The sequence below is a fragment of the Xanthomonas sp. LMG 12459 genome, assembly GCF_009192905.1.
GTDB lineage: Bacteria > Pseudomonadota > Gammaproteobacteria > Xanthomonadales > Xanthomonadaceae > Xanthomonas_A > Xanthomonas_A sontii.
In genome coordinates, this window is the sequence record NZ_NSGT01000033.1 from 11,647 (window position 1) to 27,428 (window position 15,782).

At 70.2% G+C, this 15,782-nt stretch carries 15 protein-coding genes; 3 read left to right on the forward strand and 12 right to left on the reverse strand.

Going from position 1 to position 15,782, the window contains the following annotated elements:
• Positions 1–4: 4 nt before the first annotated feature.
• The 7 genes from CEK65_RS08555 to xanC all read right to left on the reverse strand — a co-directional run bounded on the left by CEK65_RS08555 (position 5) and on the right by xanC (position 6,079).
• Positions 5–2,362 carry an MMPL family transporter gene (locus CEK65_RS08555; protein WP_152181429.1) on the reverse strand — a complete coding sequence of 786 codons (2,358 nt, stop codon included), beginning with the start codon at positions 2,360–2,362 and terminating at the stop codon, positions 5–7.
• Positions 2,363–2,459: 97 nt separating this feature from the next.
• A complete protein-coding gene (locus CEK65_RS08560) occupies positions 2,460–3,107 on the reverse strand; it encodes a LolA-related protein (RefSeq protein ID WP_152181430.1) in 648 nt (215 codons plus the stop codon).
• Positions 3,031–4,005: an acyltransferase gene (locus tag CEK65_RS08565; protein ID WP_017908318.1), complete on the reverse strand. Its 975-nt coding sequence runs from the start codon at positions 4,003–4,005 to the stop codon at positions 3,031–3,033. Before CEK65_RS08565 ends, CEK65_RS08560 begins: the two co-directional genes overlap by 77 nt.
• Complete coding sequence (locus tag CEK65_RS08570) at positions 4,002–4,289, reverse strand: hypothetical protein (RefSeq protein WP_017914445.1); 288 nt, start codon at positions 4,287–4,289, stop codon at positions 4,002–4,004. Before CEK65_RS08570 ends, CEK65_RS08565 begins: the two co-directional genes overlap by 4 nt.
• A gap of 9 nt (positions 4,290–4,298) precedes the next feature.
• Entirely contained in the window at positions 4,299–5,048 is a 750-nt protein-coding gene (locus tag CEK65_RS08575; protein ID WP_026144254.1) for a lysophospholipid acyltransferase family protein, read from the reverse strand.
• 55 nt (positions 5,049–5,103) lie between these two features.
• The gene (locus CEK65_RS08580) at positions 5,104–5,835 is read right to left on the reverse strand and encodes a hypothetical protein (protein ID WP_039726353.1); all 732 of its coding nucleotides are present in this window, start codon (positions 5,833–5,835) and stop codon (positions 5,104–5,106) included.
• Positions 5,810–6,079: a xanthomonadin biosynthesis acyl carrier protein XanC gene (xanC, locus tag CEK65_RS08585; protein WP_003470209.1), complete on the reverse strand. Its 270-nt coding sequence runs from the start codon at positions 6,077–6,079 to the stop codon at positions 5,810–5,812. The genes CEK65_RS08580 and xanC overlap by 26 nt, the downstream gene beginning before the upstream one ends.
• A 131-nt stretch (positions 6,080–6,210) precedes the next feature.
• Between xanC and CEK65_RS08590 the strand changes: the two genes are divergently transcribed.
• Genes CEK65_RS08590 through CEK65_RS08600 form a run of 3 tightly spaced genes read left to right on the forward strand, consistent with a single transcriptional unit; the run spans position 6,211 to position 9,108 of the window.
• Positions 6,211–7,569 (forward strand): NAD(P)/FAD-dependent oxidoreductase, encoded by a 1,359-nt coding sequence (locus CEK65_RS08590; RefSeq protein ID WP_152181431.1) that lies wholly within the window; start codon positions 6,211–6,213, stop codon positions 7,567–7,569.
• Positions 7,566–8,582: a pteridine-dependent deoxygenase gene (locus CEK65_RS08595; protein ID WP_193314733.1), complete on the forward strand. Its 1,017-nt coding sequence runs from the start codon at positions 7,566–7,568 to the stop codon at positions 8,580–8,582. Before CEK65_RS08590 ends, CEK65_RS08595 begins: the two co-directional genes overlap by 4 nt.
• A 22-nt stretch (positions 8,583–8,604) precedes the next feature.
• Positions 8,605–9,108 (forward strand): AAA family ATPase, encoded by a 504-nt coding sequence (locus CEK65_RS08600; RefSeq protein WP_255424516.1) that lies wholly within the window; start codon positions 8,605–8,607, stop codon positions 9,106–9,108.
• A gap of 235 nt (positions 9,109–9,343) precedes the next feature.
• Here the strand turns inward: CEK65_RS08600 and CEK65_RS21155 are convergent, their stop codons facing one another.
• The 5 genes from CEK65_RS21155 to CEK65_RS08625 form a co-directional block, all read right to left on the reverse strand.
• On the reverse strand, positions 9,344–10,840 hold the full coding sequence (locus tag CEK65_RS21155) for an XVIPCD domain-containing protein (RefSeq protein WP_226980522.1): 1,497 nt from the start codon (positions 10,838–10,840) through the stop codon (positions 9,344–9,346).
• 15 nt (positions 10,841–10,855) lie between these two features.
• Positions 10,856–11,425: a hypothetical protein gene (locus CEK65_RS08610; RefSeq protein WP_152181433.1), complete on the reverse strand. Its 570-nt coding sequence runs from the start codon at positions 11,423–11,425 to the stop codon at positions 10,856–10,858.
• Positions 11,426–11,714: 289 nt separating this feature from the next.
• Positions 11,715–13,076 (reverse strand): AMP-binding protein, encoded by a 1,362-nt coding sequence (locus tag CEK65_RS08615; protein WP_152181434.1) that lies wholly within the window; start codon positions 13,074–13,076, stop codon positions 11,715–11,717.
• A 103-nt stretch (positions 13,077–13,179) separates the two neighbouring features.
• Positions 13,180–14,196 (reverse strand): cytochrome d ubiquinol oxidase subunit II, encoded by a 1,017-nt coding sequence (gene cydB / locus CEK65_RS08620; protein WP_152181435.1) that lies wholly within the window; start codon positions 14,194–14,196, stop codon positions 13,180–13,182.
• On the reverse strand, positions 14,196–15,599 hold the full coding sequence (locus tag CEK65_RS08625; RefSeq protein WP_152181436.1) for a cytochrome ubiquinol oxidase subunit I: 1,404 nt from the start codon (positions 15,597–15,599) through the stop codon (positions 14,196–14,198). The genes cydB and CEK65_RS08625 overlap by 1 nt, the downstream gene beginning before the upstream one ends.
• Positions 15,600–15,782 lie beyond the last annotated feature (183 nt).

The following is a 15,782-nucleotide window of genomic DNA, read 5'->3' on the forward strand; positions in this document are numbered from 1 at the left end:
GGGTTCAGTGGGCATGGCGGCTCTCCCGGGCCTCGCTGGCGGTCTCGCGCGAAATCAGCAGCGCCAGCACGAAATTGAACAGCACGCCCAGCGCCACGGTGCTGCCGATCGCGCGCAGCACCGGGATGCTGGAGGCGGCCAGCAGCGCGAACACCAGCAGGGTCATCAGGCTGCACACGATCAGCGCATGCAGGGTGCGCAACTGGTCGGCGCGGTCGTCGCCGGCGTGGTCGAAGAACAGCGCGTAGTCCAGGCCCAGGCCGGCGGCCAGGATCAGCGCGATCAGGTGGAACAGGTTCAGTTCGACCCCGCAGCCGCGCAGGATCGCCAGGATCAGCAGCGTGGTCAGCGCCATCGGCAGCAGCACGCGTGCGATCCGTCGCGGCGTGCGCAAGGCGATCGCCACGGTCAGCGCCAGCAGCACCGCGGCCACACCCAGCGCGGCGAGCACGCGGCCGCGGTAGGCGGCGACCAGCGACTCGGAGGCGTCCTTCAGGTCCAGCAGTTGCGCGCCGCTGCCCTGCACCGCCCGCGCCAGCTGCGCCGGATCGCGCAGCCCGGTCAGCGACACCAGCGCGGTGGTGCGGTCCGCGCGCTCCAGCAGCAGGCCGCCGACGGGGGTCGCCAGCGGCGTGCCGTGCAGATCGCGCGCGGTCAGCAGCGGCGCACTGCGTGCGGCCTGCAGGTCGGCCAGGAACGGCGCGAAGGCGTCGGCGCGGAACGGGGTGGCGGCGACCGCGGCGGCGGTGATCGCCTGCGCCTGTGCCGGATCGGGCAAGGCGGCCTGGCGCCGGCGCTGTGTGGCGGCGCTGGGCAGGTAGCGCGCGGCCATGTCGTAGCCGGCCAGCTCGCCCTGCGCCACCAGCGCATCCAGGCGCGGGCGCAGGCGTTCGGACGCGGCCAGCGCGGCCTCGGCGGAAGCCGCCGGCAGCGCCAGCACGTAGCGCACGTCGGGCGCACCCAGTTCCTGGCGCAGGTGCGCGTCGCGGGCCAGGCCGTCGGCCGGCACCGGGGTCAGCTTGGACAGGTCGTTCTGCCAGAACGGCCCCGGCGCGAACACGATCACCGCGGCCGCCAGCAGGGCCAGCGGCAGCAGCGACCAGCGCGGCCGCGGCAGCCGCGCGATGCCGCGCCACAGCCGCTCCAGCATCGGCGAATCGGCATGGTCCCGCGGCGAGGGATCGATCAGCGCCGGCAGCAGCAGGCGCGTGGTCAGCGCCGCCACCAGCAGGCCGGCGATGGTGAACACCGCCAACTGGCGCAGGCCGTCCACGCCGGAGAACAGGAAGGTGACGTAGGCGATGCAGGTGGAGACCACGCCGGTGGCCAGGGTCGGCCAGAGATGGCGCGCGTTCTCGCGTGGATCCAGGCCCGGGCGCTGATGGCTGAACAGATGGATCGGGTAGTCCTGGACCACGCCGATCAGGGTGAAACCGAACGCCACGGTGATGCCATGCACGCCGTCGAACAGCAGCGCCACCGCGCCCAGCCCGGCCAGGCCGGCGCTGGCCAGCGGCAGCACGCCCAGCACCGGGATCTTCCAGCTGCGGTAGGCCACCAGCAGCAGCACGATCAGCCCCACCGTATCCAGGGTGCCGATCCACTGCGCCTCATTCTGGGTGCGCCCGCCGATCTCCACCGAGAACGCGCCGGGGCCGGTCAGGGTCAGCGTGCTGCCGGTGCCGGCGCTGACCTTGGCGAAGGCGGCATGGATCGCATCCACCGCGCGCTGCTGGCCGGTGGGGTCGAAGCCGGCGGCGCGGGTCTGCGCGACCAGCAGCGCGTCCTTGCCGGCGCGGTCGAACCACACCCCGTCGCGCTGCTGCGGGCCGCCGGCCGGCTGCAGGCTCTCGGCCAGGTGCAGCACTTCCAGGGTGGGATCGCGCGGCAGCAGCGGCTCCACCATCGCCGCCGCCGGCGAGCCCAGGTCCTGCAGCCGCGCCTGCAGCGCATCGCGCAGGGTCGGCGCATCCAGCGATTTGGCGTCGAAGCTGTCGCTGAGCAGGTAGCGGTACGGCAGCAGGCGCGGCGGGATTGCGTCCAGGCCGGCGTCGGCACCGTTGGCGACCAGTTCGAACACGTCGTGCTGCGCGGCCAGTTCGGTATGCAGCGCCTGCGATTGCTTGGCCAGCGTGGCCGGATCGGCCCCGGACAGCGACATCAGCAGCAGCCGCGAGCCAGGGCCTTCGCCGAGTTCGTCGAGCAGGAGTTTCTGAGCGGGAGTGCGGGCTTCCGGCATGAATTTACGAAGATCGCCCGACACCTGCAGCGCATTGCCCAGCCAGATCCCGGCCACGGTCAGCAGCGCCAGCCACAGCAGCGCCAGCGAGATGCGCATCTTCGAACTCAGGGGACGCTTCATCGCCGCGTCCTCAGGCCTGCCTGCACCGCGCGATCAGCCACCGCACGCGCAGCCGTCGGGCCGGCAGCATGCTGCCGGCGGGCGCCTCGTGCGAGGATCACGCCGCGTCGCCGTGGCACAGCGCGGTCAGCGCAGCGCCGTCGGCGAGGGCGCCGGCGGCCTGCGCGGCACCGGCCAGTAGGGTGCGCTGGACGTCGCCCTTGGCCGGGGTGGTCTCGATGCAGCGCAGTTCGGCGCCACGGCCGTACAGGCGCAGGCTGCGCACGTGCGCGGCCACGGCCGGGTCCTTGGGCTGCAGCTGCAGCTGCCAGCGCTCGCGGGTGCCGGAGCTGCTGATGGTGTACTGCTGCTGCAGCAGCGCACGGTCGCCGGACAGCAGCGCGCCGAAGCCACTTTGCAGGCCGGCCAGTTCTGGCACGCGCGTCAGCGAGAAGCGCCGCGGCGGCTTGCCGTCGCGCTCCAGCGTGGCTTCACTGCCGCGCAGGGTGGTGGTCTCGTGGTACGGCGCGGTGACCTCGCGCACCAGCGTCTGCGCGTCCGGGCGGCGGTACTCGCCCTGCACCCGCAACGGCGTCTTCAGCAGCGCCGAGCCGCGCAGTTCGACGAAGGCGGTGCTGACCGGCGCCGGCCGCGCCAGCTTCTGCAGGATCCAGTCGGCATCCGGCGCCTCAGGCGATGCGGCGCTCAGCGGTGCGGCGCTGCACAGCAGTATCAGCATCCACGGCAAGGTGCGGCGCATCGGCATGGCGGTTGTTCCAGAAGTCGTAGAAGTTGAACCAGTTGTAGGGCGCGGAGCGGGTGTAATGCTCCAGCCTGGCGGCGTAATCGCGGATGAGCGCGGCCAGCACCGGGGCACGCTGCCGGCGCGGCAGGTCCAGGCCTTCGCTGAAGGTCTCGAACACCAGCTCGTAGCGGTTGCCGCCGCGGTACAGCCCGAACGCCAGCACCACCGGCACCTTGAGCGCGGCGGCGATCAGCCACGGCGAGGTCGGGAACATGGCGCCCTGGCCGATGAACGCGGCCGGCAGCGCCGGATCCTCCGGGCGCGGCCGGTCCACCAGCAGCGCGACCAGCGCGCCCTCGTCGGTGGCCTGCTTGATCGCCATGACGATGGAGGTGCTGTCCATGCCGGCGTCGATGATGTTGGCGGCCAGTTGCGGGTTCAGCGCGCCCAGCAGTTCGGTCATCGCCGGGTTGTGCGCCTTGTCCAGCACCACCTTGACCTGCACGTCCGGGCGCTCGGTGGCCAGTACCCGCAGCGCGTCGAAGCTGCCCAGGTGCGAGCCGAAGATCAGCACGCCGCGGCCGCGGTCCATCTGCGTGTGCAACTGGTCCAGGCCGCGGATCTGCACCCGGAACCGGTGCATCTGCCCGCACAGCATGAACACCCGGTCGAGGATGGTCGAGGCGAAGGTGTGGATGTGCCGGGCCACCTCCAGCAGCGTGGCCGGGCGGTCGAACACGCGGCTCAGGTAATGCCGCGAATCGCGCCGCTCCGGGCCGCGCACCAGCAGGAAGTACAGGGTGATCGGGTACAGCAGCAGGCGGCCGACGGCGCGGCCGCCGTAACGGGCGATGCTGCGGATCAGCCACAGGGCGAAATGGCCGCCGCCTTCCGGGCGGTGCTTCCAGCCGGCGCTCACGGCGCCGCCTCGGCGTTCAGCTCGCCGCTGACCAGCAGGTCCTCGCCGCGCAGCACGCGGAAGCGCCAGCGCGGCGCGGCGCCGTCCAGTTCCACCCGCGCCGGCTGGCCGGGAAACAGCGGTTGCACGAACTTCACCTGCGGCAGGCGCAGCGGCGCGCGCGCGCCGTGCGCCGCCTCGACGGCCTGCAGCACGTGGTCCAGCACCACGACGCCGGGCACCACCGGGCGGCCCGGGAAGTGGCCGGGCAGGCTGGGATGATCATGCGGTACGACGAATTGCATACGGGCGACTCATATCCTGGGTTCGAGCATGGCACGGACGGCCTGGTGCGCGCGCTGGGTCACTTCCTGGCGGTTCAGCGGGCCGTCCTCGCCGTTCACCCGGATCGGCGTGCCGATCCGCACCCGGATGACGCCGGGCCGGACCCGGAACAGGCTGGTCGGCGGCAGCACCTTGCCCGCCCCGTCCAGCGCCACCGGCACCACGTCCACCCCGGCGTCGATCGCGGCCTGCAGCAGCCCGGCCTTGAACTCGGCCAGTGCGCCGCTGCGGCTGCGGGTGCCTTCCGGGAACAGGCACAGGTCCTGGCCACGGCGCAGCAGCGCCGCCGCCTCGCGCCGCATCATCGCCCCGGCGCGGCGGCTGTCGCGGTCCAGGAACAGCATGCCGGTCGCGCGCGCATACCAGTTCACGAACGGCACCTTCAGCATCTCGTCCTTGAGCAGGAAGCGCAGCGGCACCGGCAGCGCCATGAACAGCGCGCAGATGTCGATGATCGACTGGTGGTTGCTGACGAACAGGTGGTTGCGCGACCAGTCCACCCGCTCGCGGCCCTCCACCTGCAGCCGCGCCCCGGCGCCGAACAGCAGCACCGGCGCCCAGAACCGCGCGCCCATGCGCAGCGGCAAGCGCGGCCCGGTCAGCCGCAGCAGCACCAGTGCGACGACGATGCCCAGCGCGGTGTGCGCCAGGGTGAATACCAGTTGCAGGGCGTTCCACACGGCCCAGGCCATGCGCGAAGGCATCCCAGCCTGCGGCAACTTGCTGTTTTCCTTGATGATCTGCACGACCCTTGCGTCCCCTGCACTTCGCGCGTCAGCGCAACAGATCGCGCCAAAAAACCGGCCCCAGCCGCGCCAGCCGGTGCAGGAAGTCGGGCAGATTACGGTAGGGACGCTGCGGAAACCAGCGCCCGCGCAGCAGGTACTCGCCGACGAAGAAGCCGCCGATGACCCCGTAGCCCAGCAGATTGGCGAACAGCGAGGCGCGCGCATCGCTGATCGGCAGCGGCGAGGCCAGGCCCAGTTGCGCCAGCACCCCGCTGGGCTGGGCGCACAGCGCCAGCAGCAGGTTGAGCAGGGTCAGCCCGACCAGCAGCAGGGTCCAGGCCAGGGTCAGGCGGCGGGTGTAGCGCAGTTGGTCCGGGGTGATCGGCATGCCGGCCTGCCGGTACAGGGCCTCGACGATGCGGGTGATCAGCGGCGTGCGCCCGCGCTGCAGGCTGCGCCCGAAGAACCAGGCCACCCAGGCGGTGAACAGCACCGGCGGTGCGGCCAGCAGCAGCAGGGCGTGCGGCGAGCGCCACAGCGGCACCAGCGCCGCGGTCGCGGCGATCGCCAGCGCCCAGGCCCAGGGCCGCCAGCGCGCCATCGGCTCCACCAGCACCATCAGCACCAGCGCCGCGCCGGCCAGCACCGCCAGGTCCGGGCGGTGCGCGGCATTGGCCCAGTGCGCCAGTGGCGAGTAGGCCAGCGCCAGCAGCACGCCCAGGGCCAGCGCCCAGGGCGCGGCGTCGGCCGGCTCAGCTGGTCTTGTTGGCTTCGACATGCGCCGACAGCGCGCGCAGCGAGGCGAAGATGCGGCGGTTCTCGTCGTTGTCCGAGCGCAGCTGGAAGCCGTAGCGCTTGCTGATCGCCAGCGCCAGTTCCAGGGCGTCGATCGAGTCCAGCCCCAGGCCGGTATTGAACAGCGGCGCCTCCGGATCGATGTCGCCGGGCTGGACGTCTTCCAGGTTCAGGCTCTCGACCAGCAGCTCGGCCAGTTCACGTTCGGCGGCGGTTTGCGAAGACATCCAGGGGCTTCCAGGCGAAAGGACGGGTGCGACAAGATGGTGCATCGGGCGCTGCGGCGCAACCATCGGCCCGCGAACGGCACGCTATCATGCCGTTTCGCCCCGCCGTTGCGCCCGCAGGTTCCCTCAGGATGACGTCCGCCGCTGTTGCTTCCCCTCCCCCCACCGCACGCGACGCCGCGGCAGACACGCCCGACGTGCTGGTGATCGGCGGGGGGCCGGCCGGCTGCGCGGCGGCGATCGTGCTGGCGCAACGCGGCTGGCGGGTGACGGTGCTGGAAAAGGACCACCATCCGCGCTTCCACATCGGCGAATCGCTGCTGCCGATGAACATGCCGATCCTGCAGCGGCTGGGCGTGCTCGACCAGGTGCGGGCGATCGGCGTGCTCAAGCTCGGCGCCGATTTCCCCAACGATGCCGGCGGCTACAACACCTTCCGTTTCGCGCATGCGCTGGGCGCGCAGTCCGACTTCGCGCTGCAGGTGCCGCGCGCCGACTTCGACCGGGTGCTGTTCGCACACGCGCGTGCGGTCGGCGCCGACGTGCACGAGGGCGTGCGCGTCGAGGCGGTGCAGCTGGACGGCGAGACGCCGACGGTGCAGGCGCGCGGCGCCGACGGCGTGCGCCACTACCGGCCGCGCTACCTGATCGACGCCAGCGGCCGCGACACCTTCCTCGGCAACACGCTCAAGCTCAAGCGCGCCAACCCGCGGCACCAGTCGGCTGCGCTGTTCAGCCATTTCCGCGGCGTGGCGCGGCGCCCCGGCGAGGACGCCGGCAACATCAGCATCTATCGCCACGCGCACGGCTGGATGTGGCTGATCCCGCTGCCCGACGACGTGATGAGCGTGGGCGCGGTGTGCGACCCGGAGTACATGAAGACCCGCAAGGGCTGCGACAGCGAGACGTTCCTGCTGCGCACGCTGGCGCTGAATCCGGACGTGGTGGCGCGCATGGCCGGCGCGCAGCGCGTTGCGCCCGTGCACGCCACCGGCAACTACGCCTACGAATGCACGCGCATGAGCGGGCCGCGCTGGCTGATGCTCGGCGACGCCTACGCCTTCGTCGACCCGATGTTCTCCTCCGGCGTGTACCTGGCCATGCACAGCGCCGAGCGCGGCGCGTCCGTGGTCGACGCGGCGCTGCGCGACCCGGCCAGCGAGGCGCGGCTGCAGCGGCGCCTGGAGCGGCACCTGCGCGGCGGCCTGGACGAGTTCAAGTGGTTCATCTACCGCTTCACCTCGCCGACCATGCGCGAGCTGTTCGCGCAGCCGCGCAACGTGCTGCAGGTGGAACAGGCGGTGGTGGCGATGCTCGCCGGCGACGTCTTCGACAACCGTGCGGTGCTGCGCCGCCTGCGCGTGTTCCGCGCCATCTATGCGCTGTCCGCGGTGGCGATGCTGCCGCGGGCCTGGCGCGCCTGGCGCCACCGCCGCCGCCAGGCCCGCGAACAGTTCCACGGCGACACCTTGCACGGAGATACACCATGAGCCGCCCGCACCTGCAGTTTCCGCACCACACGCAGGGCCATCCGCAGTTGCAGGTGGACTACGTCGCCGAAACCGACCCCAGCCAGTGGCTGGCCGAGGACCGCGTGCTGGCGGTGTTCGGCTTCGGCGAGACCGCGCCCTACCACGAGGACCCGCGCTACCTGCGCGTGCCGCTGCAGCCGCACGGCCCGCGCATGCTCGAGGTGTGGCGTACCGACGCGCCGGTGCACAGCGGCCGCGACGGCGCCATCGCCTGGGCCAGCGACGGTCGCCTGCAGTTCGGCGTCATCGAGATCGACGAGCGCCAGGTCGACCTGGACATCGAGGAAGCCGCCGCGCTTGCCTACGCCCAGCTCAGCGCCTTCGTCGCCGGCAGCGCCACTCCGCGCCTGCTGCGGATCTGGAACTATCTGGACGCGATCACCCTGGGCAGCGGCGACCGCGAGCGCTACCGGCGCTTCTGCGTCGGCCGCGCACGCGGGCTGGGCGATTTCGACGCCACCCAGTTGCCGGCGGCGACCGCGGTCGGCCGCTGCGACGACGCACGGGTGATGCAGATCTACTGGCTGGCCGCCGCGCAGGCCGGCACCCCACTGGAGAACCCGCGCCAGGTCAGCGCCTACCGCTACCCGCGCCAGTACGGCCCGCAGCCGCCCAGCTTCGCCCGCGCCATGCTGCCGCCGGCCGGCAGCGACATGCCGCTGCTGCTGTCGGGCACCGCCAGCGTGGTCGGCCACGCCTCCATGCACCAGGGCCAGTTGCTGGCGCAGTTGGAGGAAACCTTCGCCAACTTCGACGCCCTGCTGGCGGCCGCGCGCGAACACGCCCCGGACCTGCCGCCGCAGTTCGGCGACGGCACCCGCCTGAAGGTCTACGTGCGCGAACCCGGCGACCTGCCGCTGGTCGCCGACGCCCTCGACGCCCGCTTCGGCGAGCGCGTGCCGCGCCTGCTGCTGCACGCGGTGATCTGCCGCGACGAACTGGCGGTGGAGATCGACGGCGTCCATGGTTGAACGGCGACGCAAGATCGTCCTGGTGTCCGGCGCCCCCGGCGCCGGCAAGACCACGCTGGCGGTCCCGCTGGCCGCGCACCTGGGCTTTCCGCTGTTCTGCAAGGATTTCATCAAGGAGACGCTGACCGACGCCCTCGGCGATGGCGGCGGCGATCTCGCCGCGTCGCGCCGTCTCGGCGGCGCCGCGATGGAGATCCTCTGGTCGCTGGCACAGCGCAGTCCGCACGCGGTGCTGGAAGCCAACTTCCGGCCCCGCAGCGACTACGAGCGCGGCAGGATCGCCGCACTGGAGGCGAGGCTGGTGGAAGTCCATTGCCACTGCGGCCATGACGAGACCCTGCGCCGCTTCCGCGCGCGCGCCGCGACGGGCACGCAGCATGCGGCGCACCCCCTGCGGGAACTGCCGCCCGACCTGCTTGCCGACTATCCCGGTCCGATCGGCCTGGGGACGGTGATCGACGTGGACACCCGCATGCCGGTGGATCTGCCGCACCTGTTCGCGCAGGTCGCCGCCGCGCTTTCCTGAGCGGGTACCGGCACCGCCGCTGCCGCGCCGGTTCCGCCCGCGCGACGCGCTGTCCCTGGACTTGCGCCCAAGTGCGGTCTGTGCGGGACGGATGCCGTGTCGCTGCTTGCCCGGCGCAAATCACGTTGGACGCCGGACGTGGCAGAGCGCACCGCAGCAAGCGCGTATGCGTCGATGTTTCGCGCCGCTGCCTTCCGACCATCCCACCTCGCCGGCCACGCAGTGGCGACATGCACTAACGCGTCGGCGCGGTCAGGTGACAGTCCAATTCCGGCTGTGTGGTGCGCTGCTGCTCCTGCCCCAGCGCCTGATTGGCCAGCGCCAGTTTCTGGTCCGACTGCTCCACCGGCGTGGCCAACGCCTGCTCCACCGGAACGACCGCGCGCTTCATCGCCGGGTCCTCCAGTGCGCCCTGCACGGCGATCAGGTTCCCGGTCTTCCCCAACACCACGTGGTCGACCCGCTCCAGCGCATTGCCCGACAACGAATAGCCGGCCGTGCCCGGATACATGTCGCGGTTGTCCTTGCAGGCCGCCAGCAGGCTGCGGCTGAGCCGTTCGCTGTCGTGGTCGTAGGCCTTGCCCAGGTCTGCGTCGACCCTGCGCATGCCTGCGCGGATCTGTTCCAGCAACGCGTGATCCGGATGCCCCGGCAGCGACGGATCATCGCTCCGGTGCGCCTCCGTGCCGTGCGCGGGAAGCGTCGAAGGTTCGGGTAACCCGTTGGCCAGGGGCGACACGTGCCGATGGGTGTCGGCGGTATGCTGCAGCAGTCCCGAAACCGGCGGCTGGGCGCTGGTGTCGAAGTACGGCAGAGGACGCCGATCCCTGCCCAGATCCAGCCCGTTCTCTTCCAGCAGCGACTCGCGCAGATGCAGCCGCGACAGGTTCAGCGCGATCTGCGGGGGGTCGTTGCCGGGTTGGGGAGGATGGCTTGCTCGCTCCGCCTGTGCGATGAACGAGATCGCATTGGCTGCGTAGTAGTTGGGATAGTCGGAGTTTCCGAGCGCGCCCAGGCCACCCGGGCTTCTAGGCAGCTTATCGAAGTAGTTCTGCCCCATTGCCTCCAGATTGCCTGGGGTTGAACTCAGCGTCAGATCGCTATTGATGCTCAAGTTCTGCTTCAGCTCATAGGACAAACCACGCGGCCCACTCTTGACCTCAATAAAGTCAGCCATGCGCCCTGGCTGCTCGCGATAGATGTCTTGAAGCGATGGATGGGGATTGACTGCTTTCACCTTGCTTACGACAGCGTTCCATCCCGCAATTTCTGCTCCAGCCTCATCGCGCCGATGCTGAGACAGTAAGGTATTGAGAGGCTCGGTATAGTCGCGAGGCTCTGACTGGTGCCGCGCAATGTGCTTCACCGCGTCATGGAAAGCTTCGCGCGCTTGCGCAGTGTCAGCGGCATTGAAACCGTGTTGCAGCTCGTGGCCCAACACGAATGTCAGCTCACCGGCAGCGGGCAACCTGCCTCCAGGCAGCGCAGTAAGTCGCGCCAAGGGGATCCGCATGGACTGCGTCTGAGGCTCGTACTCACCGCCAGCATTCGGATTGGTCAATGGCACGATCTGCTTGAGGCACTGTCGCTCAACTGCCGTGTTGAACTGATCTACCAATGCGGGAGAAGCATTGACGATCGCCCGCAAATTATCCGCTTGCTCTCGAGTGACGCCAGGTTGGGTAGAAAATGCCGAAATGACAGTTTCAGCTTGTGGACTGAGCCCCGCCATGATGCTCTCCTGCGATCAAGTGACAACGATCGTCCTGACGCAGGAACGACCGCTGCCTGTGTCCGATGTCCACACATGCTCACCTTCGGGATAGACCTCCACATGCATTCCCGGACGATCAAAAGAGTCGTACAGAAGCCGACCATTCAGCAGGTTCGGCTGTCCTGGTGCCGGCTGCGGAGGCGAATCGAAATTACGCTGCCGGGCAAATCCCATTTCTTCCAACTGACGAGTGAATTGATCGAAGTCGAGTTGGCAGATATCCCCCATTTGCGGCGAAGCGCCTGAGACAACCGGATTGAATCCGAAGTCCAAACGGGGAGGAACGGCACGCATATCGACCTCAAAGCCATGAGCCCACTCCGGGCTTACCTGCTCGCCAAATCCATAACGTTCGACGCCGTTCTCCCCACGCTCCACCGCCACCCCCATCACCTCGCGCAAGCGCTCCGGCGTGAAGTCGGCCACGCTCCTGCTGGTCCGGAGCAAGGTCAGCAATCGGCTGAGCATCTGCTCGGCGCTCAGCTTGGGCGACACGGGCGCGGCGGCCTGATCGGCGGCGCCGGACGAGGGGGACGAGGTCATGGCGGGAGATTCCTTGGCAGGAGGCGCAACGGCAGGCGTCCGCGCGGGCGCATGGGTGCAGGCCCCGCACAGCAGCGAGGCGATCAGGACGAGAGAAGCCCGATGGGGCATGCGGCACATCCTTGCGGCGCGAAGCGATGAGCGCAGTATACGAACACCGGCAGGCCCCACAGCAAGCCGCCCACTGAACCATCTGCAGCGATGCAGGCTCGGCGTTTCACCAGCAGCGGTCGATTGACCGCTTGCCAAGCCGGCTTGATCCCGATCCCGGTGCGATTCGACCGCCCCGTCAGTCCTCGCGTGCCGCCAGCAACGCCAGCAGGCGATCGCGCGGCAGCTTGCCGGTCTCGTTGCGCGGCAGGGCGTCGAGCAGGCGCAGGCGGCGCGGCAGGAACACCGGATCCAGTTCGCGGCGCAGCGCGGCGAGGATCGTGGCCTCGTCCAGGGTCGGTGCCACCACCACCGCGGCGATGCGGCCCACCGCCTGGCCCGGCTCCGGATCCAGTTGCAGCATCGCGCCGTCGACCACGCCCGGCAGGGCCAGCAGGCGCCGGGTGAGGTCGGCCAGCGAGGCGCGCTTGCCGGCGATCTCCAGCAGGTCGGCCTGGCGCCCGCGCACCTGGAAACGACCGTCGGCATCCACTTCCATCAGGTCGGCCAGCAGCACCGGCTGCGGCAGGTGCGGCGCGTGCACCAGGGTGCCGTCCGGCTGCGGCGCCACGCGCACGCCCGGCAGCGGCGTCCACGGCGCTTCACAGGCAGTACGGCGGCTGGCGAACACGCAGGTCTCGGTCGAGCCGAACATCTCGCGCACCTGCCCGCCGAAGCGCGCCTCGGCAGCGGCGGCCAGTTCCTGCGCCAGCGGCGCGGTGGCCGAGACGATGCCGGCCAGCGGCGGCAGGGCGACGCCGGATTCGACCAGCGCGCGCAGATGCACCGGCGTGGTCACCAGCAACCGCGGCGCCGGCAGCTGCGCCAGCGCGCGCGCCACGTCCTCGGGAAAGAACGGCCGACCGGCGTGCACCGCCAGCGGCGTCACCAGCGGCAGCAGGATCGACAGCTCCATGCCGTACATGTGCTGCGGCGGCACCGTCGCCACCACCTGCGGCACCGCCGTGTCCGGCCACAGCCCGACCAGCGCCAGCAAGTCCTGGCGGGTGCTGGTGAGGAAGCTGCCCCAGGTCTTGGGATTGGGCTTGGGCGCGCCGGTGCTGCCGGAGGTGAAGCCGATCGCCACCAGCGCGTCGTCGGCCAGCTGCGGCATCGGCCCGTCCAGCGACGGCAACACGTCCGGCAACTGCCAGTAGCGCGGCGGCGGCTCGGCCAGCGCCAGGTCGCCCAGGCAATAGCAATCGGCATGGCTGCGCTGCACCTCGGCCACCACCGCCGGCGCGCGCGAGGACGGCAGCAACGAGGTCTGCCCGCGCAGCGCCACCGCGCAGAACGCGACCATGAAGCGGTAGCGGTCCTCGCACAGGTTCAGCGCGTGCCGGCCGGCCGGCAGCACCGCGGCCAGGCCGCGCACGTGGCCGAGGAAGGTGGCCAGGTCGATGTGTTCGCCGTTGGCGAAGGCCAGCGGGCGCCGCGCGTCGCCGACGGCGAGCGGATGCAACAGGGGCGCGGCGGGAATCTCGGAAGAAACGGCGGACATGCGGGGCGGCGGCTCGGGCGGGCGATGACCCGCACGGCGCGGGAGCCGGTAGCTTGGCCGCCACCGCCGCCGCTGGCAAGCCGGCCTGCCGCGGCGGCCGCCGTCAGTGGTGGTAGCCGGTGTCGGCGGTGATCTTGCCGCGGAACACCCGGTACGACCACGCGGTGTAGCCCAGGATCACCGGCAGCAGCACCGCCAGCCCGGCCAGCACGAACCCCTGCGAGGACGGCGGCGAGGCCGCTTCCCAGATGGTCAGCCCGGGCGGCACGATGTTCGGCCAGATGCCCAGCACCAGGCCGAAGAAACCGAGCACGAAGAAGCACAGGGTCAGCACGAACGGACGCGCATCGCGGCCCTGCGCCATCGCCGCCCGCCACAGCGCCAACGCGTTGACCAGCACCAGCAGCGGCACCGGCGACAGCCACCAGAAATTCCCGTCGTGGAACCAGCGCGCCATGATCCGCGAGTCCAGGAACGGCAGCCAGGCGCTGACCAGGCCCATGAACACCACCACCACCAGTACCAGCGGCCGGGTCAGGGTGCGGGCGATGCGCTGCATCGCGCCCTCGGTCTTGAGGATCAGCCAGCTGCCGCCGAGCAGCGCGTAGCCGAACACCACCGCCGCGCCGGTGAGCATCGAGAACGGGCTGAACCAGCCCAGCACCCCGCCCAGGTACTTGCCGTCCTGCAGCGGCATGCCTTCCACCAGCGCGCCCAGGATCACCCCCTGCCAGAACGCCGCGCACAGCGAGCCCAGCGCGAACGCCCAGCCCCAAAGATACTTGGAACTGCGCGCCTTGAAGCGGAACTCGAAGGCCACGCCGCGGAACACCAGCGCGATCAGCATCAGCAGCACCGGCAGGTACAGCGCCGACAGCACGATCGCGTAGGCCTTGGGGAAGGCCGCCAGCAGGCCGGCGCCACCGAGCACCAGCCAGGTCTCGTTGCCGTCCCAGATCGGCGCGGCGGTATTCATCATCAGGTCGAGCTGGTCCTCGTCCTCGGCGAACGGCGCCAGGATGCCGAGGCCGAGTACGAAGCCGTCCAGCAGCACGTACATCAGCACGCCGAAGCCGATCACGCCGAACCAGATCACCGGCAATACGGTCGCCATGTCCATCAGCGGGTCTCCTCGATGTCGTCGTCGGCCGCCGACAGCGGCCGCGCCGGGGTCTTGTCGCCTTCCTGCATGCGCGGCGCCGGCTCGTGCGGCAGCGGCCCGTGGCGCAGCATGCGCAGGATGTACCAACTGCCGAAACCGAACACCAGCGCGTAGGCGAGCACGTACACGCTCAGCGAGATCCACACCATCGCCGGGCTGAGCGTCGGACTCACCGCATCGCGCGTATGCAGCAGGCCATAGATCACGTAGGGCTGGCGCCCGATCTCGGTGACGAACCAGCCGGCGACCAGCGCCACGAACCCGGCCGGCAGCATCGCGTTCCACGCCAGGTGTAGCGCGCGCCGGCGCAGCAGCGTGCCGCGCCACCAGAAGAACAGCGACACCAGCGCCAGCAGCAGCATCGCCATGCCCAGCCCGACCATCACCCGGAACGCGTAGAACACCGGCTTCACCGGCGGCCGCTCGTCCCGCGGCACCGCGGTCAGCGGGGTGATCTCGCCATCCAGCGTGTGGGTGAGGATCACGCTGCCCAGGCGCGGGATGGTCACCTCGTAATCGTTGCGCTCGGCGGCTTCGTTGGGGACCGCGAACACCACCAGCGGCACGCCCTGCCCCTTCGCCTCGCCGTGCCAGTGCCCCTCCATCGCCGCCACCTTGATCGGCTGGTGCTCGAGCGTGTTCAGGCCATGCGCATCGCCGGCGGCGATCTGCAACGGCAGCGCGATCGCGGCGAACGCCACCGCCAGCTTGAGCATGCGCCCGGCTGCATCCAGGTGCTCGCCGCGGCGCAGGTACCAGCCGCTGACCCCGCCGATCACGAAACAGGTGGTGATGAATGCGGCCAGCACCATGTGCGTGAGCCGGTACGGGAACGACGGGTTGACGATCACCTCGCGCCAGTTGGCCGGATGGAACACGCCTTCGACCACCGCATAGCCGGCCGGCGTCTGCAGCCAGCTGTTGGCGGACAGGATCCAGAACGTGGAGATCAGTGTGCCGATGGCGACCAGGCAGGTGGCCAGGAAGTGCAGCTTCTCCGGCACCTTGTGCCAGCCGAACAGCATCACCCCCAGGAACGAGGCTTCCAGGAAGAACGCGGTCAGGACTTCGTAGCTGAGCAGCGGCCCGAGGATGTTGCCGGCACGTTCGCTGAGCACCGCCCAGTTGGTGCCGAACTGGAAGCTCATCACGATGCCGCTGACCACACCCATCCCGAAGGACACGGCGAAGATCTTCAGCCAGAAGAAGTACAGATCGCGCCACACCGTGTCGCGGGTGCGCAGCCAGCGCCACTCCAGGAACGCCAGCCAGCTCGACAGGCCGATGGTGAAGGCCGGGAACAGCACGTGGAAACTGATGACGAATCCGAACTGGATGCGCGACAGCAGCAGGGCGTCCATGGGTAGCGCCTGAGGCAGCGGAAACGATGCCTATTGTTGGTGCGGCGCGGCGAAATGGGATGTGACGGTTTGTCGCAGGAAGGACATCCGCGGGTGTCTAAGCACACCTACGCCGGATGGGTATCCCTTCGGCATCTGGAGCCTCAGCGACAAAAGGGCTGATCAACGCGGCCCAAGGGAAAT